The sequence below is a fragment of the Mesorhizobium sp. WSM4830 genome (assembly GCF_055811495.1).
The window spans coordinates 293,776-318,008 of the sequence record NZ_JBVVQI010000001.1; the positions used below are offsets into that span (position 1 = coordinate 293,776).

22 protein-coding genes are annotated in these 24,233 nt (G+C 63.6%); 11 read left to right on the forward strand and 11 right to left on the reverse strand.

The window, feature by feature from the left end; genetic code table 11:
* The first annotated feature begins 40 nt into the window (after positions 1–40).
* On the forward strand, positions 41–637 hold the full coding sequence (locus AC0L2Y_RS01535; RefSeq protein ID WP_473553318.1) for a TetR/AcrR family transcriptional regulator: 597 nt from the start codon (positions 41–43) through the stop codon (positions 635–637).
* A 27-nt stretch (positions 638–664) separates the two neighbouring features.
* On the opposite strand, the gene AC0L2Y_RS01540 is transcribed toward AC0L2Y_RS01535, so the two are convergent.
* The 3 genes from AC0L2Y_RS01540 to AC0L2Y_RS01550 all read right to left on the reverse strand — a co-directional run bounded on the left by AC0L2Y_RS01540 (position 665) and on the right by AC0L2Y_RS01550 (position 3,981).
* On the reverse strand, positions 665–1,255 hold the full coding sequence (locus tag AC0L2Y_RS01540) for a hypothetical protein (protein WP_473553321.1): 591 nt from the start codon (positions 1,253–1,255) through the stop codon (positions 665–667).
* An 85-nt stretch (positions 1,256–1,340) separates the two neighbouring features.
* Entirely contained in the window at positions 1,341–2,648 is a 1,308-nt protein-coding gene (locus tag AC0L2Y_RS01545; protein ID WP_473553323.1) for a YadA-like family protein, read from the reverse strand.
* Between the two features lie 232 nt (positions 2,649–2,880).
* Positions 2,881–3,981, reverse strand: coding sequence for a helix-turn-helix transcriptional regulator (locus AC0L2Y_RS01550; protein WP_473553325.1), 1,101 nt, complete (start codon positions 3,979–3,981; stop codon positions 2,881–2,883).
* A 321-nt stretch (positions 3,982–4,302) separates the two neighbouring features.
* Here AC0L2Y_RS01550 and AC0L2Y_RS01555 point away from each other — a divergent pair, with 321 nt between their 5' ends.
* The 3 genes from AC0L2Y_RS01555 (at position 4,303) to glyS (ending at position 10,427) form a co-directional block, all read left to right on the forward strand.
* Positions 4,303–6,078, forward strand: a complete 1,776-nt coding sequence (locus tag AC0L2Y_RS01555; protein WP_473553680.1) for a tetratricopeptide repeat protein — start codon at positions 4,303–4,305, stop codon at positions 6,076–6,078.
* A gap of 245 nt (positions 6,079–6,323) precedes the next feature.
* A complete protein-coding gene (locus tag AC0L2Y_RS01560; RefSeq protein WP_473553328.1) occupies positions 6,324–7,391 on the forward strand; it encodes a glycine--tRNA ligase subunit alpha in 1,068 nt (355 codons plus the stop codon).
* Positions 7,392–7,838: 447 nt separating this feature from the next.
* The gene (gene glyS, locus AC0L2Y_RS01565; protein ID WP_473553331.1) at positions 7,839–10,427 is read left to right on the forward strand and encodes a glycine--tRNA ligase subunit beta; all 2,589 of its coding nucleotides are present in this window, start codon (positions 7,839–7,841) and stop codon (positions 10,425–10,427) included.
* 29 nt (positions 10,428–10,456) lie between these two features.
* Here glyS and AC0L2Y_RS01570 read toward each other — a convergent pair whose 3' ends face one another.
* Positions 10,457–10,888 carry a hypothetical protein gene (locus AC0L2Y_RS01570; protein ID WP_473553333.1) on the reverse strand — a complete coding sequence of 144 codons (432 nt, stop codon included), beginning with the start codon at positions 10,886–10,888 and terminating at the stop codon, positions 10,457–10,459.
* Between the two features lie 159 nt (positions 10,889–11,047).
* On the opposite strand from AC0L2Y_RS01570, the gene AC0L2Y_RS01575 reads away from it, so the two are divergent.
* The 3 genes from AC0L2Y_RS01575 to AC0L2Y_RS01585 all read left to right on the forward strand — a co-directional run bounded on the left by AC0L2Y_RS01575 (position 11,048) and on the right by AC0L2Y_RS01585 (position 14,229).
* Positions 11,048–12,028: an L-threonylcarbamoyladenylate synthase gene (locus AC0L2Y_RS01575; RefSeq protein ID WP_473553336.1), complete on the forward strand. Its 981-nt coding sequence runs from the start codon at positions 11,048–11,050 to the stop codon at positions 12,026–12,028.
* An 18-nt stretch (positions 12,029–12,046) separates the two neighbouring features.
* A complete protein-coding gene (locus AC0L2Y_RS01580) occupies positions 12,047–13,477 on the forward strand; it encodes an FAD-binding oxidoreductase (protein ID WP_473553338.1) in 1,431 nt (476 codons plus the stop codon).
* Between the two features lie 185 nt (positions 13,478–13,662).
* On the forward strand, positions 13,663–14,229 hold the full coding sequence (locus AC0L2Y_RS01585; RefSeq protein ID WP_023674094.1) for a DUF6101 family protein: 567 nt from the start codon (positions 13,663–13,665) through the stop codon (positions 14,227–14,229).
* 172 nt (positions 14,230–14,401) lie between these two features.
* Here the strand turns inward: AC0L2Y_RS01585 and ubiA are convergent, their stop codons facing one another.
* Positions 14,402–15,385: a 4-hydroxybenzoate octaprenyltransferase gene (gene ubiA / locus AC0L2Y_RS01590; RefSeq protein ID WP_473553341.1), complete on the reverse strand. Its 984-nt coding sequence runs from the start codon at positions 15,383–15,385 to the stop codon at positions 14,402–14,404.
* A 156-nt stretch (positions 15,386–15,541) separates the two neighbouring features.
* Between ubiA and purD the strand changes: the two genes are divergently transcribed.
* Positions 15,542–16,819: a phosphoribosylamine--glycine ligase gene (purD, locus tag AC0L2Y_RS01595; protein WP_473553343.1), complete on the forward strand. Its 1,278-nt coding sequence runs from the start codon at positions 15,542–15,544 to the stop codon at positions 16,817–16,819.
* Between the two features lie 21 nt (positions 16,820–16,840).
* On the opposite strand, the gene AC0L2Y_RS01600 is transcribed toward purD, so the two are convergent.
* From AC0L2Y_RS01600 to AC0L2Y_RS01610, 3 genes are all read right to left on the reverse strand, one after another.
* Complete coding sequence (locus AC0L2Y_RS01600) at positions 16,841–17,998, reverse strand: glycoside hydrolase family 25 protein (RefSeq protein WP_473553346.1); 1,158 nt, start codon at positions 17,996–17,998, stop codon at positions 16,841–16,843.
* A gap of 138 nt (positions 17,999–18,136) precedes the next feature.
* Positions 18,137–18,628 carry a GNAT family N-acetyltransferase gene (locus AC0L2Y_RS01605; protein ID WP_473553348.1) on the reverse strand — a complete coding sequence of 164 codons (492 nt, stop codon included), beginning with the start codon at positions 18,626–18,628 and terminating at the stop codon, positions 18,137–18,139.
* 8 nt (positions 18,629–18,636) lie between these two features.
* Positions 18,637–18,924: a type II toxin-antitoxin system TacA family antitoxin gene (locus AC0L2Y_RS01610; protein WP_352863215.1), complete on the reverse strand. Its 288-nt coding sequence runs from the start codon at positions 18,922–18,924 to the stop codon at positions 18,637–18,639.
* Between the two features lie 219 nt (positions 18,925–19,143).
* On the opposite strand from AC0L2Y_RS01610, the gene AC0L2Y_RS01615 reads away from it, so the two are divergent.
* Both AC0L2Y_RS01615 and AC0L2Y_RS01620 read left to right on the forward strand, forming a co-directional pair.
* Positions 19,144–20,907: an acyl-CoA dehydrogenase gene (locus tag AC0L2Y_RS01615; protein ID WP_473553352.1), complete on the forward strand. Its 1,764-nt coding sequence runs from the start codon at positions 19,144–19,146 to the stop codon at positions 20,905–20,907.
* Between the two features lie 53 nt (positions 20,908–20,960).
* The gene (locus tag AC0L2Y_RS01620; protein ID WP_473553354.1) at positions 20,961–21,713 is read left to right on the forward strand and encodes a crotonase/enoyl-CoA hydratase family protein; all 753 of its coding nucleotides are present in this window, start codon (positions 20,961–20,963) and stop codon (positions 21,711–21,713) included.
* Positions 21,714–21,784: 71 nt separating this feature from the next.
* Here AC0L2Y_RS01620 and AC0L2Y_RS01625 read toward each other — a convergent pair whose 3' ends face one another.
* The 3 genes from AC0L2Y_RS01625 to pdxH form a co-directional block, all read right to left on the reverse strand.
* Complete coding sequence (locus AC0L2Y_RS01625) at positions 21,785–22,243, reverse strand: hypothetical protein (RefSeq protein ID WP_473553357.1); 459 nt, start codon at positions 22,241–22,243, stop codon at positions 21,785–21,787.
* A gap of 106 nt (positions 22,244–22,349) precedes the next feature.
* The gene (locus AC0L2Y_RS01630) at positions 22,350–22,979 is read right to left on the reverse strand and encodes a LysE family translocator (protein ID WP_473553360.1); all 630 of its coding nucleotides are present in this window, start codon (positions 22,977–22,979) and stop codon (positions 22,350–22,352) included.
* 38 nt (positions 22,980–23,017) lie between these two features.
* Positions 23,018–23,635, reverse strand: coding sequence for a pyridoxamine 5'-phosphate oxidase (gene pdxH, locus AC0L2Y_RS01635; protein WP_473553362.1), 618 nt, complete (start codon positions 23,633–23,635; stop codon positions 23,018–23,020).
* Between the two features lie 39 nt (positions 23,636–23,674).
* Between pdxH and AC0L2Y_RS01640 the strand changes: the two genes are divergently transcribed.
* On the forward strand, positions 23,675–24,136 hold the full coding sequence (locus AC0L2Y_RS01640; protein ID WP_473553364.1) for an RT0821/Lpp0805 family surface protein: 462 nt from the start codon (positions 23,675–23,677) through the stop codon (positions 24,134–24,136).
* The last annotated feature ends 97 nt before the right edge of the window (positions 24,137–24,233 follow it).

Below are 24,233 nucleotides of genomic sequence, written 5' to 3' on the forward strand. Positions count from 1 at the left end.
AAGCGGATTATTTGTTGATCGACAAAAATTGGAGACCGCCATGGCAGGCAGGCCAAGGGAGTTCGATCGCGACCATGCCTTGGAGAAAGCCCGCGACGCTTTCTGGAGGCGCGGCTACGAGGGCACTTCGATGGCCGATCTCGTATCGGCGCTTGGCCTCGCATCGGCGCGCATTTATGCCGCCTTCGGCTCGAAGGAGGACCTGTTTCGCGAAGCGGTGGCGCTTTACGAAGCCAATGAGGGCGGCTTCGCCACGCGGGCGCTGGAGCAAGAACCAAACGTCCGGCGCGTCATCGAGCGCATGCTTCGCGACGCCGTCGAAATCTATACCAGGCCGGGGCGGCCGCAGGGCTGCATGGTGGTGACGGCCGCCACCAATTGCGCCGTCGAAAATGACGCCGTGCTGCAATGGCTGGCGGAGCACCGGTTGGCGCGTACCGCATCGATCGTCGAGCGGTTGAAGCAAGCGGTGCGCGATGGCGAATTGAAGCCGGATACAGACGCCGAGACGTTGGGTGACTACTACGCCACGCTGATGCACGGTCTTTCGGTGCAGGCACGCGACGGCGTGCCGAAAAAGCGGCTGCACGATCTTGTCACCGTCGCCATGCAGGCGCTCGACACAAGCCTCTCGTAAACGTCCTGAGTTCGGGGCCGTGACGCCTCATTTGCCGGCTTGTTCGGCGGCTCTTCTGGGATTGACCTCCGGCGTCGGCGGGTCGGGTATTTCGGTGGCGACAGGCTTTGGTGGTTCCGGCTCCGTTGCCGGCGCTTCCGGGCCGGCCTTGCCGAGCGCAACCGAGATGCCGAACACCTTCCATTGCCGCTCGACCGGCGCAAACAGAAGCTCGAAATTGACCTGCATCGGCACCGAGGGAAAGAAACCGGCCATATGCAGCATGCCGTTCGGCTCGATCTGCGGCAATAGCGTCAGTTGCGGCTCCAGCACCGCGACGCCGCCAAGGTCGATGCCGTCATTGCGGTGGCCGGCGAAGATCTCGGCCAGCTTGGCCGCATTGTTGGCCTGGAAGCCCGGCGCGCCGAGGTCGCGCAGCACCGTGTAATTGCCGGTCTTGTTGGCCTGGTCGAGCGCCAGCAGAGAGGTGCGCACCAGGATCAGCACGCCGTTGCGGTCGATGTTGGCCGGCTTCGGCGCTTGCGGCTTGGCCGATTTCTGGGTCTTCGACGTTTGCGCCAGGGCAGGCGGGACAAGCTGCGGAACGGCCGTCGCCAGCACCAAGGCTGCCAGCAACATTCTACCTGCCGATCGCACCGATCCCGGCAACATTCTACGTGCCGATCGCACCGATCCCGGCAGTATTGGGCTCACGCCGGCCGCATCAGTTCAGTGTCCATGATGCGCCGACGCTGACACCGACATCGCCGCGGTTTGTCGAGGCCGACACGGCGGCGTTGAGGCGGAAATCCAGGCTTGTGCTATAGCCGAAACCGAGCGCCAGGCCCGACTGGCCCTTGAAATGGCCAAAGCCGCCGGCCAGCGACAATTTGCCGGGCCTGTCGTCATAACGCAGTCCCGCCGTCGCCAGGGCAAGCGCCGTTCCGGCACGGGCTTCCGAGCGGTTTTCGCTGACCTGCTCGCCAAGATCCTGCAAGCCGCCTTCCAGCGCACCGACACGGCCGTCGAGCAAGGCGATGTTGTTCTCGTTGACCGTCGTGCGGCTGTCGAGACTGAATATCTGCGCGGTGTGCAGGTTGAGCATGTTGGTATTGTTGGTGATGCGCGTCTCGTGGTCGGTAAGCTGTGTCGTGTGATTGCCGACTGTGGTGTTGAGCGCGTTGATCTGGTTGGTATTGTTGGTGATGCGCGTCTCGTGATCGGCAAGCTGCGTCGTGTGGCTGCTTACCGTGGTGTTGAGCGAGGCGATCTGGGTGGTGTGGGCTGCAACGTCGTCCACCAGCCCTTCGATCTCGTCGATGTTGACGGAAGCCGTCGCCAAATTGCCCGCGGCGTCGGACGTCACCAGATACTTTGTTCCGCTCTGCGCGTCCTTGCTGGCCTGGCTGTTGACGCCCGCGAGCGTGTAGGTAGCGCTGCTGTTGCCGATAGCCACCTGATTGGCCCGTGTCGTAGCCACGCCCTGGCCAATGGCGACTGAATTTGAATAATTGGCGCCAGCTTGCGCGCCCAGCGCTGTGGCGTTCAGGGCGTTGGCCTCGCTGAGATAACCTAGAGCAGTAGCATTGGCTTGATTCGTGTTGGTTGTGCCGGCTTCAGCGCCGTAGCCGACGGCCGTTGTGCCCCCATTTGAAAAACCGTTAGAAACTGTTCCACCAGCATTGGCGGAACGGCCAACAGCCACACTCTCATTTCCATTAGCGCGGCTAAACATACCGATGGCTGTAGAGTTGTTTCCGGGGGCCTTGGCGAAGTCGCCGCATGCCATGCCCGTGGGCGACGCTCCGGCGAACGCCGCTCCATCGTCAACGTCCTCGCAAACGAATGCCGCAGCCGGCGCCGGCGTCAGCACCGTACCCAGCATCAGGCCAGCCAGAACTGTACCGGCCGCCAGATACTCTTTCCTGGAAAGCATCGGCAAACCGCGCCTCTCCGGCCCGCCCGATCCCACAAGAATACTGTTTCGCCCTCGACCTGCCATTGCATACACCCCCTGTTCCGAAGCCGCCACATCGGCGGCAAGCCCAGTCATGGTGGAGCTTGAGCGTCCGCGACTTACGAATTTACGAATGGCACAGTGCGACGTAGCGGTAAGTCCCCAACATTTGGAAAGCATGCATGACATTGGCGATGGCGGGACAGTCGGCAAATGCCTACAATGCGCGGAAAATCCCCTGGTTTCGCAGCGCTTCCGACGCCTGCTGTTGTCATTGTGCAACACCGACACGAGGCGGTAGCCGCGATCACGGGAATGGCCGTGCGCTTTTCAGCAATGCCATCAGCTGACTTTGGCGGCTGGTGCCGGTTTTTCGGAAAATTCGCTCGAGATAGGTGCGGGCCGATTTGACGGTGATGCCGATTTCGGTGGCAGCCTCCTGTACGGAACGGCCGGAGGCAAGCTCGGTGGCGAGCCGGGCTTCGGCCGGTGCCAGATCGAACACGCCCGAAAGAATGTTGGGCGACGGCACAGTCGCGCTGATGCTGACGGCAGTTGCTGCAACAAGGATATCCGCGCCCGAAAAGATGTCATGTGCGGCACGGCGCAGCGGTAAAAGGTGAACGATCAGCGCAGGCCGCCCCTCGACGGCTGGAACAGGAATGGACCGCACGACGCGATTATCCTCGTTGCGCGCGATGGCCTGTTGGAAAAGCGCGTTCGCCGGTCCATCCGCAAGCGCCATGCCGCCATGCGCCAAGGCAACGAACACGTCTGCCATGTCTTCCAGAAGGCGGTTGGCCGTCAGTACGCGGCCCGCTCCGCTCATGACTGCCGCAGGCAGCCCGATTTCGCTCAGAATGGACACGGCTGTCCTGGCCCGCTCCGTGCCGAGGCGCGCGGCAACAAGGCCGGCCCGCGCCAGGTGCGGACGCAGCCCGTTCAGCAGGTCGATTGCCGCCTGATCGTATTTGCCGTCCTTCAACCAGCGCTGGAAGACGAACAGGACAAGCTCTCCGCTTGGCATGGAGATCGACGTGCAGACAGGCGATCCGACGCCGAACGCTCTTGCCCACGCATAGATCGGATCGCGCTCGATCTCATCGCCCGTCATGAAATCGTCGACCCGCACGAAGCTTGCCGGCTGGGTGCTGCACATGCGCTGCACGCTCTCGGAAAATTTCCAGTTGTCCCCGGCTATAAAAACATCGATCAAAGGCTGGGCTCGCGCCTCGCCGATGGCGCGAAGCGGCGAATGATCGCTGATCATGAAGATCGCGCCGCTTGCCGAGCGCGAGATCGCACTGGTCGCCTCCAATGCATCCGGCCACAGCTCGGCGGCGAACGCCGCTTCGTAGATACGATCGACGATTGCGAAGGTTTCTTCGTTCCGCAGCGTTTCCAGCATCGGCACCCCCTGTGGCTGGCGAAGCAAGATTTTACTCTCATCCTGCCACGCAAAGTTGCATGGCGGAAGCTTCAACCGCGGGCGCTTATGGATCGCTTACGGCATCGGGAAGTAGCGCCGCGCAGGCAGCGCCAAAGCTGACGCCACGCGGTCAAGGGTCGCAGTTCAGGCCCTTTCGGCATGGTTTATTAATTGCTTGACCCGATTGTGAATTCGGGCCGGGTTGAAGCACGACCCCAAAAAGGCCATGCTTTACCTGTAAAGATCGAGTCTACGGCGATCCCGCTGACGCGGAGATGGCGTTTGGCTGAAAGGGATATGATGCGGCAAGGATATGCGCGCTGGCTGACGGGGCTGGCAATCGCGACGGGCATGGCGATCTCGGCTTTGCCGGCGCATGCCAAACAGACCGCCGAGCCGGTCAGGATCACATCCTTCTCGGGAGCCTATCTCGCCGCGCGGATTGCCGAAGGCGACAACGACCTCGACAGCGCCATTTCCTATTACAAGCAGGCGCTTGCCTTCGATCCGAACGATACCGGACTGCAGCAGAGTCTGATGCTGTCGCTGATCGCGCAGGGGCGCTTCGATGAATCCCTGGTCTATGCCGACAAGCTCAAGGCGGTTCCCGACGTCGAGCGCTTCTCGCGCCTGGCGCTGGCCGTCGATTCCTTCCACAAGAAGGATTTCTCCAAGGCCGAATACTGGCTCAAGCTGTCGCTCGAATCCGATCTCGACCGGCTGATCTCCGGCGTCATGACCGGCTGGGCCAAGCAGGGTGCGGGCGACGCCGGCGAGGCCATGGCTTCCATCGACAAGCTGCAGGGCCCCGACTGGTTCAGCCTGTTCAAGTCGTTCCACCGCGCCTTGATTGCCGACGCCTCGGGCCTGCCCGACAGGGCGGATGCGCTCTACACCGCCACCGTGCAGGACACGGCGGCAGGCAGTGCGGCCCCCGAAACATGGATCCGCAACGCGCAGGCCTACGCCTCTTTCCTCGCCCGCAAAGGCGACAAGGCCAAGGCACTGTCGGTGCTCGACAAGGCCGAGGCGTTTGCGCCCGGCAAGGTCGAGATTGCTGCCCTTCGCGACAAGATCAACAAGGGCGAAAAGATCGAACCATTCGTTGCCGGTCCGTCGGACGGCGCCTCGGAAATCCTGCTTGATCTCGCCACCGCGCTCAACCGCGGCGGCGGCGAGCCGTTCGTGCGGCTTTATCTGCAATATGCGCTGGCGCTGCGGCCCGACAATGACGCGGCGCTCGTTCAGCTTGCCGCCGTTGCCGAGCAGTTGAAGGACGGCGAGGGGGCCATCGCGCTCTATCGCCGCATTCCCGCCGGCTCGCCGCTGAAGGAGCTTTCGGACCTGCAGCTTGGCCTCAACCTTGCCGATCTCGACCGCAACGACGAGGCGATCACCCACCTCAAGGCAATCGTCGATGCGCATCCCGACGACATGCGCGCCTATCTGGCGCTCGGCGGCGTCTATTCCTCGAAGGAGGATTTCCGCTCCGCCGCCACTCTTTACGACAAGGCAGTCGAGGTGCTGACGACGCCGACCGCCGCCAACTGGAACATTTTCTACCAGCGCGGCATCGCCTATGAGCGGCTGAAGGAATGGCCGAAGGCCGAGCCGAATTTCCGCAAGGCGCTGGAGCTCTACCCCGACCAGCCGCAGGTTCTGAACTATCTCGGCTATTCCTGGGTCGACAAGAACATGAACCTCAAGGAAGGCCTCGCGATGATCCAGAAGGCCGTCGACCTGAGGCCGAGCGACGGCTACATCGTCGATTCGCTGGGCTGGGCCTATTACCGCCTTGGCCAGTTCGACGACGCGGTGCGCGAAATGGAACGCGCCGTTTCGTTGAAGCCGGAGGATCCGGTGCTCAACGATCACCTCGGCGACGCCTACTGGCGCGTCGGCCGCAAGCTGGAAGCCACCTTCCAGTGGAACCAGGCCCGCGACCTGAAGCCGGATCCGGACGTGCTTGCCGCCTTGCAGCAGAAACTGATGAAGGGCCTGCCGCCGATCGAGTCCAACACGGCGCAGGAAACCCCGAACGTAAAGCCCGTGCCGGCGCCCGCGCCGAAGGGGTGACGGGCGCCGCCCTTTTTCCTTCTCCCCTTGTGGGAGAAGGTGGATTGGCGCGTAGCGCCAAGACGGTTGAGGGGTGTTGGAAGAAATGAGGCGTTGGCGTTCCCTGGAACACCCCTCATCCGACCGAGCTTCGCTCGGCCACCTTCTCCCACAAGGGGAGAAGGGAACAATTGCAGTGCCGCCCCGTTGCCTTGACGCTCGGAGGCCGGGCATCTACGAGGTGCCGCATCCTGCCGGAGGCCGCCGTGACCGTTGATATCCCTGCCCACATGCATCCCAGCCGCTCATTCCAGGGGCTGATCCTGACCTTGCATAATTACTGGGCGGACTATGGCTGCGTGGTCCTCCAGCCTTACGACATGGAAGTCGGCGCCGGCACCTTTCACCCGGCAACGACACTGCGCGCCCTCGGCCCAAAACGCTGGAACGCGGCTTACGTCCAGCCCTCGCGCCGCCCCAAGGACGGCCGCTATGGCGAGAACCCGAACCGACTGCAGCACTATTACCAATACCAGGTGATCCTGAAGCCCAATCCGCCCAATCTGCAGGAGCTTTACCTCGGCTCGCTGGCCGCGATCGGCATCGATCCGCTGCTGCATGACATCCGCTTCGTCGAGGACGACTGGGAAAGCCCGACGCTGGGCGCCTGGGGGCTGGGCTGGGAGTGCTGGTGCGACGGCATGGAGGTGTCACAGTTCACCTATTTCCAGCAGGTCTGCGGCATCGAATGCGCCCCAGTGGCGGGCGAGCTCACTTACGGGCTGGAACGGCTGGCCATGTATGTTCAGGGCGTCGACAACGTCTACGACCTCAATTTCAACGGCCGCGAAGGCGCCGAGAAGGTGACCTATGGCGACGTCTTCCTGCAGGCCGAGCAGGAATATTCGCGCCACAATTTCGAATTTGCCAACACCGCGATGTTGTTGCGCCATTTCGAGGACGCCGAGGCCGAGTGCAAGGCGCTGCTACAAGCCGGCGCGCCCATCTCCCCCCTTGAGGGGGAGACGCCCGCGAAGCGGGCAGAGGGGGTCGCGTCAGAAGGCACCGCAGGTCAGGCGTCGGGCACTGCACGAGCGACCCCTCCCGACCAGACCTTGTCTGGCCACCCTCCCCTCAAGCGGGAGGGATACCACCGCATGGTCTTCCCTGCCTACGACCAATGCATCAAGGCCAGCCACGTCTTCAACCTGCTCGACGCCCGCGGCGTCATTTCGGTCACCGAGCGTCAGAGCTACATCTTGCGGGTGCGCAATCTGGCCAAGGCCTGCGGCGAGGCGTTTCTGCTGACGCAGGCGGGCGGAATGGCGGCTTAGCTCCAGGCGATTTCGACAGGGGCGCTGATTGGCAACGTGCCTTGGCCGCTTGCACCCGCTATTGTCCGCAGCGCTTGCCTGACCCCCGGCATCGTGAACGTGCCATGGGCCTGCGCTGCAAAACAGGCGCTTAGCGCGAGGATCTGCAGGAATGTCGATGCCGTTTTCATGCTCGTTCAGCCAATAGCTCTCTGCCTGAGCGTTGGTCGCTTCAGCGCTGCGTTGGGTTCATGGAAATCTTTGATCCAAGGACGGGCGGACCGGCGCGTGTCCGACAGGCGGCTGAATTTTTTCGGAAATCGCCGTTGGACGCATTGATCGTGCTGGCCCGATCTTGCTGGGAAGGGTGACAGCAGCCGACCGAGTTGCTATGCCCCGCTTACCTCCGCCTCGATGGGGGAGGACGCCGCCAAGCGGCGGCTGTTTTTTGTCGCGTGAGCTCTTTCAATGCCTGACCTGCTTCTAGAACTTCGTTCCGAGGAAATCCCCGCGCGCATGCAGCGCAAGGCGGCCGGCGATCTCAGGAAGCTGTTGACCGACGGTCTGGTCGAAGCCGGGCTGACCTATGAGGCGGCGCGCGAATATTGGACGCCGCGCCGGTTGGCGCTCGACATTCGCGGCCTGACCGCGCGCTCGAAGGACATCAGCGAGGAGATCAAGGGCCCATCGACCAAGGCGCCCGAGCAGGCGGTGCAGGGTTTTCTGCGCAAGGCCGGCCTTGCCTCGATTGCCGAGGCGCATGTTCATTCCGATCCGAAGAAGGGTGATTTCTACGTCGCCCATATTTCCAGGCCGGGCAGGCCGGCGGAGCAGATCATCGCCGAGCTGGTGCCGGGCATCATCCGCAACTTTCCCTGGCCGAAATCGATGCGCTGGGGGCCGGCTTCGGCCAAGCCCGGCTCGCTGCGCTGGGTGCGGCCGCTGCAATCGATCCTGTGCACCTTCGGCCCCGAGACCGAGGAGCCGGTGGTGGTCGATTTCGAGATCGACGGCATCCGCTCCGGCAACATCACTTACGGCCACCGTTTTCATGCGCCGGGCGCCATCACGGTGCGCCGCTTCGACGATTATGTCGCGAAGCTTGAGGCGGCCAAGGTCGTGCTCGATGCCGACAGGCGCAAAGAGATCATTCTTGCCGATGCCAGGAACCTCGCCTTCGCCAGCGGGCTCGACCTCGTCGAGGATGAGGGGCTGCTGGAGGAAGTGTCGGGCCTGGTCGAATGGCCCGTCGTGCTGATGGGCGAATTCGAACAGGATTTTCTGGCCATTCCGGCCGAGGTGATCCGGCTCACCATCCGCGCCAACCAGAAGTGTTTTGTGACGCGGCCGCACGGCGCGGGCGAAGAGCTCTCCAACCGCTTCATCCTGACCGCCAATATCGAGGCCAAGGATGGCGGCAAGGAGATCGCCCACGGCAACGGCAAGGTGGTACGCGCCCGGCTGTCCGACGCGCTTTATTTCTGGAAGACCGACCAGGGCGACCTGCCGGATCTCGACCAGCTGCAGGCATCGGCGCAAAAGTTTGGGCTTGATCTCAAAAAGCCGCTCGACCAGCGCATGGCCCGCCTCGACCATCTCAATGTGACGTTTCATGCCAAGCTCGGTACGCAAGGCGAGCGGGTAGAACGGATTGCGCGCTTGGCCGAAGAACTAGCACCAATCGTGGCGCAGTCGATCTCCCCCCTTGAGGGAGAGATGGCCGGCAGGCCAGAGGGGGTCGCTTCGGCTGACGCGACGCGATCTGGCCTTTCGAAGCAAGAGGAAGTTGGCGCTCCACGCGAGACGACCCCCTCTGTCGCCTTCGGCGACATCTCCCCCTCGAGGGGGGAGATTACCGCGCTCGCCCGCCGCGCTGCCGTGCTCGCCAAGGCCGATCTCACCACGGAGGTGGTCGGCGAGTTCCCGGAACTGCAAGGCGCCATGGGCCGCAAATACGCGCTGCTGCAGGGCGAGCATCCTTCCGTCGCCGCCGCGATCGAGGAACACTACAAGCCGCAGGGACCGTCAGATCGTGTTCCCACCGATCCGGTTTCGGTGGCCGTGGCGCTCGCCGACAAGCTGGATACGCTGGTTGGATTCTGGGCAATCGATGAAAAGCCGACCGGATCGAAAGATCCCTATGCGATGAGAAGAGCGGCGCTGGGGGTAACGAGGATACTGATTGAGAACGGGATTAGGTTGTCCCTAAAATCTGTGGCCAATGTCGCGTCCGAAGATATTGCAGATCACATACGCGATCCCAAACTCGACCGGCAGTTCGAAATTGCTGCGGAGCTAGAGCAGCAACTCGGCGGGGATTCGCTTACCGATCTCGTCATCGAACGCGATTCCGCAATCTCAAACAACTCCTTTGAGCGTTCCGGAGAAAGGCAGCAGCAAGAGATCAAGGACCTCCTCGCCTTCTTCCACGACCGCCTCAAAGTCTATCTCCGCGACCAGGGTGCACGGCACGATTTGATTGACGCGGTGCTGGCGGGTGGCGCTGCCCCCTCATCCGGCCCTGCGGGCCACCTTCTCCCCGCTGGGGAGAAGAAGCTGGCACCGGCGTTGGCGACCTCTTCTCCCCTCGGGGAGAAGGTGGCCGCGAAGCGGCCGGATGAGGGGGCTTCGCAAAACGACGACCTGCTGCAAATCGTCCGCCGCGTCGAAGCGCTCGGCTCATTCCTTGACACCGAGGACGGCAGGAACCTGCTTGCCGGCACCAAGCGTGCCGCCAACATTCTCTCCGCCGAGGAGAAGAAGAAAACGACGATCGCCGACCATGTTGAGCCGGCTCTATTCCGGGAGGACGCAGAAAAAATACTGTTCGCGGCGGTGAATCAGGCCGAGAGGCAAGCCGGCGAAGCAATTCAAAACGAAGACTTTTCCGCCGCCATGCTGGCGCTTAGCGTGTTGCGCGAGCCGGTTGATTCATTCTTTGAGAAAGTCCTCGTAAACGATGAGGACCAGGCGGTGCGCGCCAATCGCCTGGCGTTGCTCGCCCGCATCCGCGCGGCAACCGACCGGGTCGCGGATTTCTCCAAGATAGCCGGCTGACGTCCGCGAAGAAATCTTCGCTTGTTGCGCTATTTGGGCTGGTCGGGAGCTGCTAGCGGCGCCGGCTGCGGCGCCGCCGGCTCGGGGGTTTTGCTGGCGACCTTTGGGTCGGCCTTGCTGTTCGCGGCCGGCGCGGCAGCGGTGGCCGGCGTGGCTTTGGGCGCGGGCGTTGCAAAGGCATCGCCGACGATACCGCCGCGAATGATCATCGGCCTTCCGGTGAAGCCATGACTCGGCTGGCTTGGGATTGCCGCGACCTTTTCATCGGTGACGGTTTCATTGACGTCAGGCAGCTTCTCGCCGAGCGCGACGATCGAAGGTGTTTTCGCCCGCTCGAGCGCGCCGGCACTTACCACCGACGGCGTCGCCGTCGTCTGCCCGACAAAAACCAGCGATGAGGCCTGTGCCGTGCCGGCCATAAAAGCCAGACCCAGCGCTCCAAGGATACGCATCGAAAGCATGACAATTCCCCTTGCCCAACAACGCAGCACCTTTAGCCGAGGGCAATTGATGCCGGCTTGCGGGGAAACATAGCATTTTAACGATTTGCGATTCGCCAACGCCGGGCTTGCTCGCCCGGCGTCGCCGTATTAGGCAGCCGCATCCGTGAGGTGACGACAGTGGCTGAAATTCGTGCCGTCGGCGAGGCGATGGAAAGGGCGTTGGCGCTGCTCGAGAGCGGCGACGTCGTCGCCATCCCGACCGAGACCGTCTATGGGCTGGCCGGCGACGCGACCAATGGCGTTGCCGTGGCTCGTATCTTCGAAGCCAAGGGCCGACCTCGCTTCAACCCGCTGATCGCCCATATAGCCGATCCGGCTATGGCCGGGCGCATCGCGCTGTTCGATCCGCTGTCGGAAAGATTGGCGCAGGCATTCTGGCCGGGGCCGCTGACGCTGGTGCTGCCGCAACGGCCCGGCAACGGCATTCATCCGCTGGTCACCGCAGGGCTGGACACCATCGCGCTGCGCATGCCGAAAGGCTTTGGCGGCGAGCTGATCGCCAGGTTCGGCCGCGCTCTTGCGGCGCCCAGCGCCAATTCCTCGGGCAGGATCAGCGCCACGACGGCCGAAGCCGTGGCCGCCGACCTCGGTCCCAGGATCAAGCTTGTGGTCGATGGCGGCGCGACGCCGGTCGGGCTGGAATCGACCATCGTCAAGGTCGAAGCTGGAAAGCTGCGGCTGCTGCGGCCGGGCGGCATTGCCGCCGAAGAGATCGAAGCGGTCGCCGGGGTGAAGTTGCTGCGCGGCGCTTCGGTCATCGAGGCGCCCGGCATGCTTGCCTCGCACTATGCACCAGGTGCGGCGGTGCGGCTCAATGCTGCGGAGGTCGCACCGGGCGAAGCCTTGCTGGCCTTCGGCCGCAGCCGTGCCGAAGGCTGGCGCGATGCAGCCGCACTGCGCAATTTGTCGCAGACCGGCGACGTGCGCGAGGCAGCAAGCAATCTCTTCGCTCATCTGCAGGATCTCGATCGCAGCGGCGCCAAAACCATCGCCGTCGAGCCGATCCCGGTCGACGGGCTGGGCGAGGCGATCAACGACAGGCTTTCGCGCGCCGCCGCCCCGCGTGACAAGATCGCCTCGCGTGACAAGATGGATTGAGCACCATAGTTTCCACCCATGAACGACATTTCCCCCGACCTCGACCCCGCCGTCGTTACGCGCTTTGCGGCAATCGTCGGTGACAAATATGCGCTGCGCGACCAGCAGGACATCGCGCCTTACCTTACCGAGCGGCGCGGACTTTGGCACGGCAGGACGGCCCTGGTGCTGAGGCCGGGGACCGTCGAGGAGGTCAGCCGCATCATGCGGCTGGCGACCGAAACCGGCACGCCCATCGTGCCGCAAAGCGGCAACACCGGGCTGGTCGGCGCCCAGGTGCCGGACGTATCCGGCCGCGAGATCGTGCTGTCGCTGTCGCGGCTGAACCGCATCCGTGAGATCGATACACTGTCCAACACGGTGACGGTCGAAAGCGGCGTCATCCTGCAGACGCTGCAGGAAGCGGCCGATGCCGCCGACCGGCTGTTTCCGCTGTCGCTTGCCGCGCAAGGCTCCTGCCAGATCGGCGGCAACCTCTCCTCCAACGCGGGCGGCACCGGCGTGCTTGCCTACGGCAATGCGCGCGAGCTCTGCCTCGGCGTCGAGGTGGTGCTGCCGACCGGCGAAGTGTTCGACGATCTGCGCAAGCTGAAAAAGGACAATACCGGTTATGATCTGAAGGACCTGTTCGTCGGCGCGGAAGGCACGCTCGGCATCATCACCGCCGCCGTGCTCAAGCTTTTCCCCAAGCCCAAGGGGCGCGAGGTGGCGTTTGCCGGCCTGTCATCGCCGGAGGCGGCACTGTCGCTGTTCAGCCTGGCGATGGACCGTGCAGGGGCAGCGCTCACCGCCTTCGAGCTGATCGGCCAGAGGCCCTACGACTTCACGCTTGCCCACGCACAAGGCGTGGCGCGGCCGCTGGCCGGCGATTGGCCGTGGTATGTGCTGATGCAGATCTCGTCGGGCCGCTCGGCCGAGGATGCACGGGCGCTGATCGAGGAGGTGCTGGAGGCAGGCCTCGAGCAAGGGATCGTCGGCGATGCGGTGATCGCGGCAAGCATGGCCCAGGGCGACGCGTTCTGGAATTTCCGCGAGGTGCTGCCCGAGGCGCAGAAACCGGAAGGTGCCTCGATCAAGCACGACATCTCGGTGCCGGTGGCGTCGATCCCGCCCTTCATCGAAAAGGCCGCCGGCGCCGTGCAATCGGTCAGTCCCGGCGCACGCGTCGTCTGCTTCGGCCACATGGGCGACGGCAACCTGCACTACAACATCTCCCGGCCGGTCGACGGCGATGACGAGGCGTTTCTCGGCCTTTACCACGTCATGAACAAGGCCGTGCACGACGTCGTTCGCTCGTTTCACGGCTCGATCTCGGCCGAGCACGGCATCGGCCAGTTGAAGCGCGACGAATTGATCGCGACGGCGCCGCCGACGGCGATCGAGCTGATGCGCAGGGTGAAGGCCGCCTTCGACCCGGCCGGCATCATGAATCCTGGTAAGGTTATCTGATCCTTTCGCCGGCCTGCGCCGGTTGGCATTCCGATAACCATCCGCCCCAGATCAGCAAAATTTAACCGACTTTCTTAAGCGCGAGGATAAGAAGCCAGCGCTAATGTTTCTCCACAACGAGGCTGGGAAAACCGGCCCGGAGAACCGGAAACACCGGCTCTCAGGAGAAACAGGAAAGGCACGATATGAACACTGGACTGAAGCCAGTCTGGGCCGGCCGCAATATGCGTCTCGACCCATTCCGCCTGCCGCAGGTGGTGAGCTACGCCACGCGCGACGACTATGGCGACGTCACCTTCACCATCGACCAGCGCGGCGCGGTTATCCGCCGCACGCTGGAGATGAGCGGCGTGCCGGCGATCATCGCTCTGCCCGCCAACGCCTTTCGCGGCGTCGCCGCCCGCGCCATGGAGGATCCGGATGGCAATGTCACAGTGACGCTTGAGCTTCTGCACAACGATCCGATGCTGTCGGTGCCGCTGCTGGTCGCCGACGATCTCGACGACGTCGCCGCCGACTGGCGTGCCTGGGCCGACGCCTACCGCCTGCCGATGCTGCTGATCGAGGCCGACGGCATTGCCCGCACGCTGGAAGAATCGCTCGGCGCCGCCATCAAGGCGCTGCCGGCGCAGGACCGCCGCAAGGGCCGCGTCTCGACCATGCGCCGCCCGCGCTTCCTCGCCCGCCGCCGCGCCGGCGACCTCGGCCTCAGGCTGGTCATCGGCGGCGAAGAGCTCATTTCGCGGGAGTAGGCCTGAGCGCCTCTTCCTTCTCCCCCTGTGGGAGAAGGTGGCCGTGCGAAGCTCGGTCGGATGAGGGGTGTTCCAGGGAACGCCAACGCCTCATTTCTTCCAACACCCCTCAACCGTCTTGGCGCTGCGCGCCAATCCACCTTCTCCCACAGGGGGAGAAGGGAAAAGGCTCCTAAACCAGCGGCTTCAGCGCCACCCAGACCGCGCCGCCGATCAGGCCGAGGAAGATCAGCCAGCCGACCTGGTTGTTCGATCTGAACAGCCTTAGGCACTGGTCCGGATCGTCGATGTCGAGCACGGCGGTCTGCCGTGCCATATGGGCGCCGGCGGCGATCAGCCCGGCGAGCGCCGGCACCGGTGCCTGCGCCGAGGCGAAAGCAATGGCGAAGCAGACCAGCGCTCCGCCATAAAGCCCGGCCAGCCAGGCCTTGGTGTTGTCGCCGAACAGGCGCGCCGTCGAACGCACGCCGACGATGGCGTCGTCCTCCTTGTCCTGATGCGCATAGATCGTGTCATAGCCGATCACCCACAGGATCGAGCCGATATAGAGCATGATTGCCGGCCCATCGAGATCGCCGAACTCGACAGCCCATCCCATCAGCGCACCCCAGGAAAAGGCAAGGCCGAGAACGAGTTGCGGCCAATTGGTGTACCGTTTCATGAACGGGTAGACGGCGACGATGACCAGCGAGCCGATGCCGAGCGAGATGGCGAAGCTGTTGAACTGCAAAAGCACGGCAAGGCCGACCAGTGCCTGCACGACAACAAACATCCAGGCCTGCCGGCGCGTGACCTTGCCGGCCGGCAGCGGCCGCGAGCGTGTGCGTTCCACCTGGTTGTCGATGTCCTCGTCGACCAAATCATTGTAGGTGCAGCCGGCACCGCGCATGGCGAACGCACCGAGAAAAAACAGCAGCAGATACCACGGCGACGGCAGCAGCGAGAGCAGCGGATCCGTCGGACGCGGATAGGCGCTCGCGGCAAGGGCAGCCGACCACCAGCATGGCCACAGCAGCAATTGCCAGCCGATCGGCCGGTCCCACCGGGCAAGCTGAGCATAGGGCCACAACCCCCGCGGCAGCGCGCGATAGACCCAGTGGCCGCTCGGCGCATCGGCGACGCGGCCCTGGGCCGCTTTCGACTGGACGGTTTCCATTTTGCTGGAGTGGCAGCAGAGGCGAATGCCGTCAAGCGTCAAGCAGGCCCCGCACGCTCGCCACGCGCAATCGGCGCTTCGCCAGCCAAATGTCTTGACCCGTCGCGCGCGGCGCAATAGCGCAGTCCTGGTCTTGGAATGACGAGGAATCTGGGCATGCGTGTTTTGTTGATCGGCTCCGGCGGACGAGAACATGCGCTTGCCTGGAAGATCGCGGCGTCGCCGCTGCTGACCAAGCTCTACGCGGCTCCCGGCAATCCGGGCATCGGCCGCGAAGCCGAACTGGTGAAGCTCGATACTACCGATCACGCAGCGGTGGTCCGGTTTTGCCGCGGGAATGAAATAGACCTCGTCGTGGTCGGGCCGGAAGGGCCGCTGGTCGCCGGCATTGCCGACGACCTGCGCGCCGAGGGCATCCGCGTCTTCGGCCCGTCAAAGGCAGCGGCACGGCTGGAAGGCTCGAAAGGTTTCACCAAGGACCTCTGCGCCAAATACGGCATCCCGACCGCCGCCTATGGCCGCTTCGGCGATCTGGCTTCGGCCAGGGCCTATGTCGAGAAGACGGGCGCGCCGATCGTCATCAAGGCCGACGGCCTCGCTGCCGGCAAGGGCGTCACCGTCGCCATGACGCTTGACGAGGCACTTGCCGCGCTCGACGCCTGTTTCGACGGCTCCTTCGGCCAGGCTGGCGCGGAAGTGGTGGTCGAGGAGTTTCTCATCGGCGAAGAAGCAAGTTTCTTCTGCCTGTGCGACGGCACCACCGCGCTGCCCTTCGGTACCGCGCAGGACCATAAGCGCCTCAGTGACGGCGACACCGGCCCGAACACCGGCGGCATGGGCGCCTATTCGCCGGCCCCGGTGATGACGCCGGAGATGATCGACCGCACCATGCGCGAGATCGTCGAGCCGACCATGCGCGGCATGGCTGACACAGGCGCGCCGTTTTCCGGCGTGCTGTTCGCCGGGCTGATGATCACTGATAACGGGCCGAAGCTGATCGAATACAACACCCGTTTCGGCGACCCGGAATGCCAGGTGCTGATGATGCGGCTAAAGGACGATCTGCTCGTCCTGCTCAACGCCGCCGCCGACGGCCAGCTGGCGCATACTTCGGTGCGCTGGCGCGACGAGGCGGCGCTCACCGTGGTGATGGCAGCCAGGGGTTATCCCGGCACGCCGGAAAAGGGCTCGGTCATTCGCGGCGTCGAGGCGGCGGCAGGTGAGGGCGTCGAGATATTTCATGCCGGCACCGCCATCAACGGTGGCGCACTCGTCGCCAATGGCGGTCGCGTGCTCAACATTACGGCGACCGGCCGCACCGTCGGCGAGGCGCAGAAGAAGGCCTACGCCGCGCTCGACCGGATCGACTGGCCGCAAGGCTTTTGCCGCCGCGACATTGGCTGGCTGGCAGTGGCGCGCGAGCAGTCGAACTGACGCTTGAGGCGGCCCTCGAGCTCAATGCAGGCCCCGATCGAATCCGGTCGAGACGCTGCTGACCGCATCGGCGGTGGGGGCAATTCCAGACACCGATGCCAAGCGCTCTTCGTTTCGCGTCCAGGCGACATATTCGGCAATCCCGCGCGGAAGGCTCGGTGCCGTCTTGGCCGTAGACATTTGAAAGCCGCTGCTGAATTTGGCCAAGCGCCTTCTAAATACCGCGACCAGTTGCTCGAGGCTCGGGGGTGCTGCCACGGTGGCGTAGGTCATGGCAGTGCCGGCGAGCCCCGCCTCGCGTGAGAGCGGCACCGGTATCGAGGCGAGATAATCCGGCTGCACGTCTATCAGGCCGCCGAACGGCCACTGCGCGCGCAATTCCGTCGCGTTCATCGGCGCGACGCTGACGTCGATATCGTTGGGTGTGCCCGCAACCCTGTAAGGACAGCGGAACCGGCCGCAATTTGCGCGCGCCGAAAACTGCCAGAGCGCATAACCCTGCCAGTTGCCCATCGGAAAATGCACGCCGATGTCTGGCTTGTAGCGCGCATACCACAGCGGCAGCCGGGACAGGAGCGGGTATTTATACTTGTTGCCGGCGATATGCCTGGCTGTCGTGCCGTTGGTGTAGAGCACCGGAAAGCGGCCAACCCGACGATGCACATGGCGCACGAATTCCTCGGCATCCTCGAGCGACATCCACTGCGTCGGATCATCGTCCTCGATGTCGAGGGCAAGCAGGTCATCCGGCCCGGGTTTCACGAAATTGATGAAATTATTGGCCTGTCCCACGGGGTTGCCGGGGCGGGCGAGATGATAGGCACCCCATTTCAGGCCCAGCGCCTTGGCCACCACCTTGCGCGTCTGGAAAAGTTCCTGTGCCATCGCATGACGCTTCCAAAGCGTCTTGCATAGCCGCATCTCGGTCTCGTCGCCGAAACAGAAATAGGGTGGCGGCATTCCGTCGGATGCCTTGTTGATGAAGCCGACAAGACGCTTGTCGGCGGCCAGCCGGGTCCAGTCGATGGAATTGTATTCGTAGGCGTCGACGACCAGCGCCCGGTCCGCATCCTTCCACGGTTCGGAGAAATCCGAGGCCTTTGCCGGCGTCAGCGCCAGGGTCATCGCGGCGACAAGGAGAAGCGCTGAGCGGACAAGGGGATGCGCCGGCGTTTTCAAACAGCAGGTCCTTGCTGGCCAAAGCCCAATCCTGAGCCGCCATGGTTAAGGAAATGCTTCGGGTGCCGAGGGGGCGAGTTGGAGCGCAGGCGAAGCGACCCTTGGTGCTCCTCTAGAGGAAAGCGATGGTTGCGATTGTCAGCCAAATAGTTTCAACGCTGTTGCTATGGGCAGGAACAGTGATGGCGGGCGGCTCTGAAATGAGGTGAAGCCATGTTTGCGATAAAACGCGACCGCCTGGTCATCCTTTGCATCGACAATCAACACGAAGGCTGCCGGGGCAGCGCCAACGCTGCGTCGTAGCGCATCCACGATCAGCGCCGACCCGATCCGCCGCCCCTGGTATCGGGCATCGACGGCCAGCCTGCCGACCAATATCGCAGGCAGGACCGGGTAGCGTGGCAGATGTCTTGTCTGTTCGTCAGGCAAGGACGCGATTGGTATGCTCGACGCCGCCAAAGTGTAGTATCCGGCGATCGCGCCGCCATCGCGATCCACGGCAACGAAGCAATTGCCGACTCGGCGTTTGACATCTTGGCTGGCTTGCTCCCGGATATAACGGTCGAGCGCCGACACCCCACAAGTGAAAGCCTTGCGATCATGCGATCCGCCGAGCGGTTCGATGATCACGGCGAAATTCACCGGGATTCGATGACAAGGCGCTTGTGGGCGTCGGCAGCTTTGCGCAGTGCTTCATTGGGCTCGGGCGGATTGAGAATTGCCTCCATCATGGCGCGCTGATCCTCGACGGAAATACGCATGATGGTGGTGCTCTCGATGGTACGCTGAGCCGCCTCTTGAGCGGCAGCGACCACGAAGTCGCTGACGCTGCGGCCCTGGATTTCGGCGGCGCGTTTCACCACGTCCAGAATATCCGGCGAAATACGAGCTTCGAGACGAGCGGTACGCGTCTGTTGGTTTGGCATTATCTTCACCCCTGATGGACGACTTGTACGGGAATTAGCCGTACAGATCAAGTGCGTGGTCCGACTTGTAATTTTGAGGCGAGGCAGCAACTGCAAAATCCGCGTGACAAAAGTTGACGTTTACGTAAAAAGAAGATGGGCTGGGAATTCCAAAAGCAGATGGTTTTGCGTCGGCGCGGGTCTTAAGTTGACCCGCTGGGCTGAGGAGGAGCGAACGCCATGTATCGGGCACCGGTCGAGGAAATCGCCTTCACCCTGAAACATGTCGCCGGCCTGAAGCCGGCGCTCGATGCCGCCATTTTTAGCGAACTCGGCGAGGACCTCGTCGACGCCATTCTGGCAGAGGCCGGCCGCTTCGCCAGCGAGGAGGTGGCGCCGCTCTATACGGTCGGCGACCGGCACGGCGCGGTGCTCAGCGGCGCTGCCGTCACTACCCCGCCCGGCTGGAAAGAACTTTATCGCCGCTGGATCGGCGGCGGCTGGAATGCGCTGTCCGCGCCGGAAGCGTATGGCGGCCAGGCGCTGCCGACCATGCTCGGCGTCGCCGCGCTCGAAATGTGGAACTCCGCCTCGATGGCGTTCGGCATCGCCCCGACGCTGACCATGGCCGCGGTCGAAGCACTCGACAAGCATGGCTCGCAGGCACTCAAGGCCAGATATCTGGAAAAACTGGTCTCCGGCGAATGGATGGGCACCATGAACCTGACCGAGCCGCAGGCAGGCTCGGATCTGAATGCCTTGCGAACCCGCGCCGAACCGGCCGGCGACGGCACCTACCGCATCTTCGGGCAAAAGATATTCATCACCTATGGCGAGCACGATTTCACCGACAATATCATCCATCTGGTACTGGCGCGGCTGCCGGACGCGCCGCCCGGCACGCGCGGCCTGTCGCTGTTCCTGGTGCCGAAATTCCTGGTTGGCGACGATGGCGCGCCGGGCGCACGCAACGACGTCTTCTGCTCCGGGCTGGAGCACAAATTGGGCATCCACGCTTCGCCGACCTGCACCATGATCTATGGCGATGGCTTCGAAGGCAGCAGGCCCGGCGCGATCGGCTGGCTGGTCGGCGAGGAGAACAAGGGCCTCGCCTGCATGTTCACCATGATGAACAATGCGCGCCTTGCCGTCGGCATACAGGGCGTCGCGGTCGCCGAGGCGGTGACGCAGAAGGCGCTCGCCTATGCAAACGACCGCCGGCAGGGCAAGGCGGCGAGCTATCGCGGTGCCGGCATGGCGCCGATCGTGCATCACCCCGACATCCAGCGCAGTCTTCTGACCATGAAGGCGCTGACCCAGATTGGCCGCGCCATCTGCTATTCCTGCGCCCACGCCATCGATCTCGCGTCGCGGAGCGAGGATGCAAAGCACTGGCAGGAGCGCGCCAATCTTTTGACGCCGCTGGCCAAGGCATTTTCCACCGATGTCGGCGTCGAGGTCGCCTCGCTCGGGCTGCAGGTGCATGGCGGCATGGGGTTCATCGAGGAGACAGGGGCCGCAGCACTTTATCGCGACGCGCGCATCGCGCCCATTTACGAGGGCACCAATGGCATCCAGGCGATCGATCTGGTGACGCGCAAGCTGCCGCTCGGCGGCGGCCGGCATGTGCATGGCTATATCGCCGAACTCAAGGCCGTCGCCGATGCGGTGCGAGCGTCGAACCTCGAAGGCTTCGGCCGCACCGCCGATCGCCTCGACCAGGCGCTCGACGACCTGTCACAGGCGAGCCGTTTCCTGCAAGACCTGCAAGCCGAAGGCCGTTCGGACGATGCGCTGGCCGGCGCCACACCCTATCTCAGGCTGATCTCGCTTGCCGCTGGTGGGACCTATCTGGCACGCGGCGCGCTTGCCGACCAAAGCCGCATCGCGCTGTGCCGTTTCTTCGCCGAGAACCTGCTTGGCGAAGTGGGCGCGCTGAAGGAGCGCGTCATCGGCGGCGCCGACAGCCTTGCCGTTGCCGCCAAGGCGCTGATTTCAGCCTGACGTTCGAGGAGGCCGAAATTCACAACGGCCCGAAATTCGCAAAGGACCAATCCGTGACAGAGCAAATCCTCGTCGAACGCCAGGGCGCCATCCAGATCATCCGTATCAACCGTCCGGACAAGAAGAACGCCCTGACCCGCGCCATGTACGCGACGATGTCTGCGGCTCTTGCCGGCGGCGACGCCGATCCGGCGATCCGCGTCCATGTCTTTCTCGGCGTGCCCGGCGCCTTCTCGTCCGGCAACGACCTTGCCGATTTCATGGTCGTCGCCTCGGGCGGCGAAGGCGGTACCGAAGTCTGGGATTTCCTGATGGCCCTGGCCAAAGTGGAAAAGCCGATGGTTTCCGGCGTCGACGGCATTGCGGTCGGTATCGGCACCACGCTCAACCTGCATTGCGACCTGACCTTCGCCACGCCGCGCACAATATTCCGGACGCCCTTCGTCGACCTCGGCCTTGTGCCGGAGGCCGGTTCGAGCCTGCTCGCACCGCAGATCCTCGGCCGGCAAGGCGCCTTCGCGCTGCTTGGCCTCGGCGAGGGCTTTTCGGCCGAGCGGGCGAAGGCCGCCGGGCTGATCTACGAGGTGGTCGGGGAGGGGGAACTCGAAGCATCGGCATTGACGGCGGCGGGCCAGATCGCGGCCAAGCCGCCGCAAGCGCTGAAGATCGCGCGCGACCTGATGCGCGGCTCGCGCGAGGCCCTTGTCGAGCGCATCGGCCAGGAAAGCGAGCATTTCCGCGAGCGGCTCAAATCCGACGAGGCCCGCGCGGCCTTGACGGCCTTCATGACCAGGAAAAAGGCCTAGACCATCTGGCCTTGTCTGGCATCGTGGACCCGCCGGCAGCAACCGGCGGGTTTCTTGCCATGATCTCTTTATCACATCGCCATTTTTTTACATTCGGCCTGGGCCTTTGCCGAAGACGTGTCGATCATGAATGTCTTGCCTTTGGCGTCGGTCATCAACATCATGCAATGCTTGATCGGTTTCGCCATTTTCATCATTTCGGCGCTCATCTTCGCGTCGGGCATCATGGTGCCCATATGTCCATCGGGCATGATCGCCATGACCTCCCCACCCTTCATCACTGTCATTGTCCCCATCGCGTCCTCCGCAAAGGCTTGCGAAGCGAAAAGGCAGGCAAGACCGGCCATCGTGACCAACCTGAGTGAATGCATTGCTTCCTCCTGAATTTGCGCCAGCGGCGCGTTGAGCCCTTCCCTGGTTCGTTCCGGCAAGCTGGAACGTTTCACGCACACGAGATCGTGATAGTGGGAATTGGAAGCACAAGGTCTCTGTAGCCCGGGGAGTTCTGGGTTGTTCGGCGCAGGCGCCATGGCCTGACCTGGGTGCCAAGCGACTCACAAGGCCTGGGGCCACCTCTGGGCGGCGTGCACATTCCCTTGGTTCACTATGCATGGTTCGTCAGGAACCATTCAACCGTCACCGGTGCTCGGTCGCGATCCGGATGCCGAGCCCGATCAGCACCATTCCGGTCACGCCCTCGATGACGCGGCGGATCGACGGCCGGCGCAGGAAATCGCCTGCCTTGGCGACGACCGTTGCGTAAAGCGTCAGCCAGGCAAAGGTCATGACGGCGAAGACTGCCCCCAGGCCGAGCAGCGCAGTGAAGATCTCTCCACCGGGGGGCACGAATTGAGGCAGAAGGCTGGCGAAGAACACGGCCATCTTCGGATTGCCGAGATCGCTGATCAGGCCTTGGCGAAAGGCGTTTGCTGCCGTCATCCGCCGTGCTGGTGTGGTGAAAGCCGCCTCGTGCTGTTGGGGCGGCCGCAACGCCTCCTGCAGTGCCTTGACGCCAAGATAAACGAGATAGGCAGCACCGGCATATTTGACGGCAAGAAACAGTGGCTCCGAAGCGACAAGCAGGGCGACGATACCGGCGCTGGTGGCCAGTGCCCAGATCGTCTGGCCGCTGGAGATGCCGAGCGCCGTGAACACGCCGCCTGCGCGTCCGCCAAGCAGCGCGTTGCGAATGGTGATGGCGGTATCCGGCCCGGGTGTTGCGATGACAACAAACGAGACGCCAAGAAATGCCAGGAACAGGCTCATGGGTCACTCCTGCGATTGGAACAGCGCGGCGTCGTCCCCTAGGGATAAAGCCTCACCTTGTCCCAGCCGCTCTCGGCGTTGCGCGAAAACACGACACGGTCGTGCAGCCGGAACGGACGGTCATGCCAGAACTCGATGGTCTGCGGCACGATGCGGAAGCCCGACCAGTGTTTTGGCCGCGGGATGTCGCCGATCGCGTGGCGCGCCGTATATTCGGCGACCGCCTTTTCCAGCGCGAAGCGGCTTTCCAGCGGCCGCGACTGTTTGGAGGCCCAGGCGCCGATGCGGCTGCCGCGCGGACGGGTCGCGTAATAGGCATCGGCTTCGGCGTCTGTGACGATCTCCACCGGGCCGCGCGCCCGCACCTGCCTGCGCAACGATTTCCAGTGGAAGCAAATCGCCGCTTTCATGCTTCCAAGAATCTCGCGGCCCTTGGCGCTCTCGAGATTCGTGTAGAAGACAAAGCCGCCCTCGTCGAAGCCCTTGAGCAGCACCATGCGCACGTTCGGCATGCCCTCGGCGTCGACCGTCGCCAGCGCCATTCCGTTGGGGTCGTTGATCTCGCTCTTCGTAGCGTCGTCGAGCCACGCCGCAAAAAGCCGGAACGGCTCCGCCGCCTCGGTAAAGTCACCGCTTGTTAACCCGGTTTCGCTCATAGTTTTCCCAAATTTGTCGCCGGCTGGGGAGATTGCCGATTGTCGCGTATCGCGCAAGCTTTTGACAGTGGGCAATGGAGCGTTATCGCTTCGGCCAGCGTCAAAGCCATGATCGTGACAATCATTCTTCCGCTTGCCGCCTGTGGCGGGGGCGGCTTCAGCCTGGAGCAGGCGGAGGTGGACCGCTCGATACTGACCTCGAGCACGCCGGCCTCAGTCACGCCGCTCGATCAGGACCGCGCTTCCGACCAGGCCACGATCCGCAACGCCGTGTCCTCGGCCGACGTCGAGCAACTGGCCGGGCAGGCCGTTCCCTGGGCGAATGCCGACACCGGCTCGCGCGGCTCCATCACCGAGCTCGCGGAATTCAGGGCTAACGGCGAGACATGCCGCCGCTTCACCGCGTCACGCGAAAGCTTCGACGGCGTCGCGCTGTTCAAAGGCGAAGTATGCCTGGCCGGCGGCAGCTCCTGGCGAATGCAGGACTTCAAGGCGCTCTGATTTTCCGCCGGTGATATAGTGGTAAGCCACTGGAATTTCTTCCTATGCAAGCGCATATAGGAGGCGATCATGGAACCACTCCTTCTCCAGGGCAGTA

Coding starts and splice junctions, on each gene's coding strand:
- AC0L2Y_RS01625 (WP_473553357.1), bottom strand. CDS start 22,243: ATGGCGCCTGCGCCGAACAACCCAGAACTCCCCGGGCTACAGAGACCT.
- AC0L2Y_RS01580 (WP_473553338.1), top strand. CDS start 12,047: ATGAACGACATTTCCCCCGACCTCGACCCCGCCGTCGTTACGCGCTTT.
- AC0L2Y_RS01555 (WP_473553680.1), top strand. CDS start 4,303: ATGCGGCAAGGATATGCGCGCTGGCTGACGGGGCTGGCAATCGCGACG.
- AC0L2Y_RS01535 (WP_473553318.1), top strand. CDS start 41: ATGGCAGGCAGGCCAAGGGAGTTCGATCGCGACCATGCCTTGGAGAAA.
- AC0L2Y_RS01540 (WP_473553321.1), bottom strand. CDS start 1,255: ATGTTGCTGGCAGCCTTGGTGCTGGCGACGGCCGTTCCGCAGCTTGTC.
- AC0L2Y_RS01550 (WP_473553325.1), bottom strand. CDS start 3,981: ATGCTGGAAACGCTGCGGAACGAAGAAACCTTCGCAATCGTCGATCGT.
- AC0L2Y_RS01570 (WP_473553333.1), bottom strand. CDS start 10,888: ATGCTTTCGATGCGTATCCTTGGAGCGCTGGGTCTGGCTTTTATGGCC.
- ubiA (WP_473553341.1), bottom strand. CDS start 15,385: ATGGAAACCGTCCAGTCGAAAGCGGCCCAGGGCCGCGTCGCCGATGCG.
- glyS (WP_473553331.1), top strand. CDS start 7,839: ATGCCTGACCTGCTTCTAGAACTTCGTTCCGAGGAAATCCCCGCGCGC.
- AC0L2Y_RS01610 (WP_352863215.1), bottom strand. CDS start 18,924: ATGCCAAACCAACAGACGCGTACCGCTCGTCTCGAAGCTCGTATTTCG.
- AC0L2Y_RS01615 (WP_473553352.1), top strand. CDS start 19,144: ATGTATCGGGCACCGGTCGAGGAAATCGCCTTCACCCTGAAACATGTC.
- AC0L2Y_RS01630 (WP_473553360.1), bottom strand. CDS start 22,979: ATGAGCCTGTTCCTGGCATTTCTTGGCGTCTCGTTTGTTGTCATCGCA.
- AC0L2Y_RS01585 (WP_023674094.1), top strand. CDS start 13,663: ATGAACACTGGACTGAAGCCAGTCTGGGCCGGCCGCAATATGCGTCTC.
- pdxH (WP_473553362.1), bottom strand. CDS start 23,635: ATGAGCGAAACCGGGTTAACAAGCGGTGACTTTACCGAGGCGGCGGAG.
- purD (WP_473553343.1), top strand. CDS start 15,542: ATGCGTGTTTTGTTGATCGGCTCCGGCGGACGAGAACATGCGCTTGCC.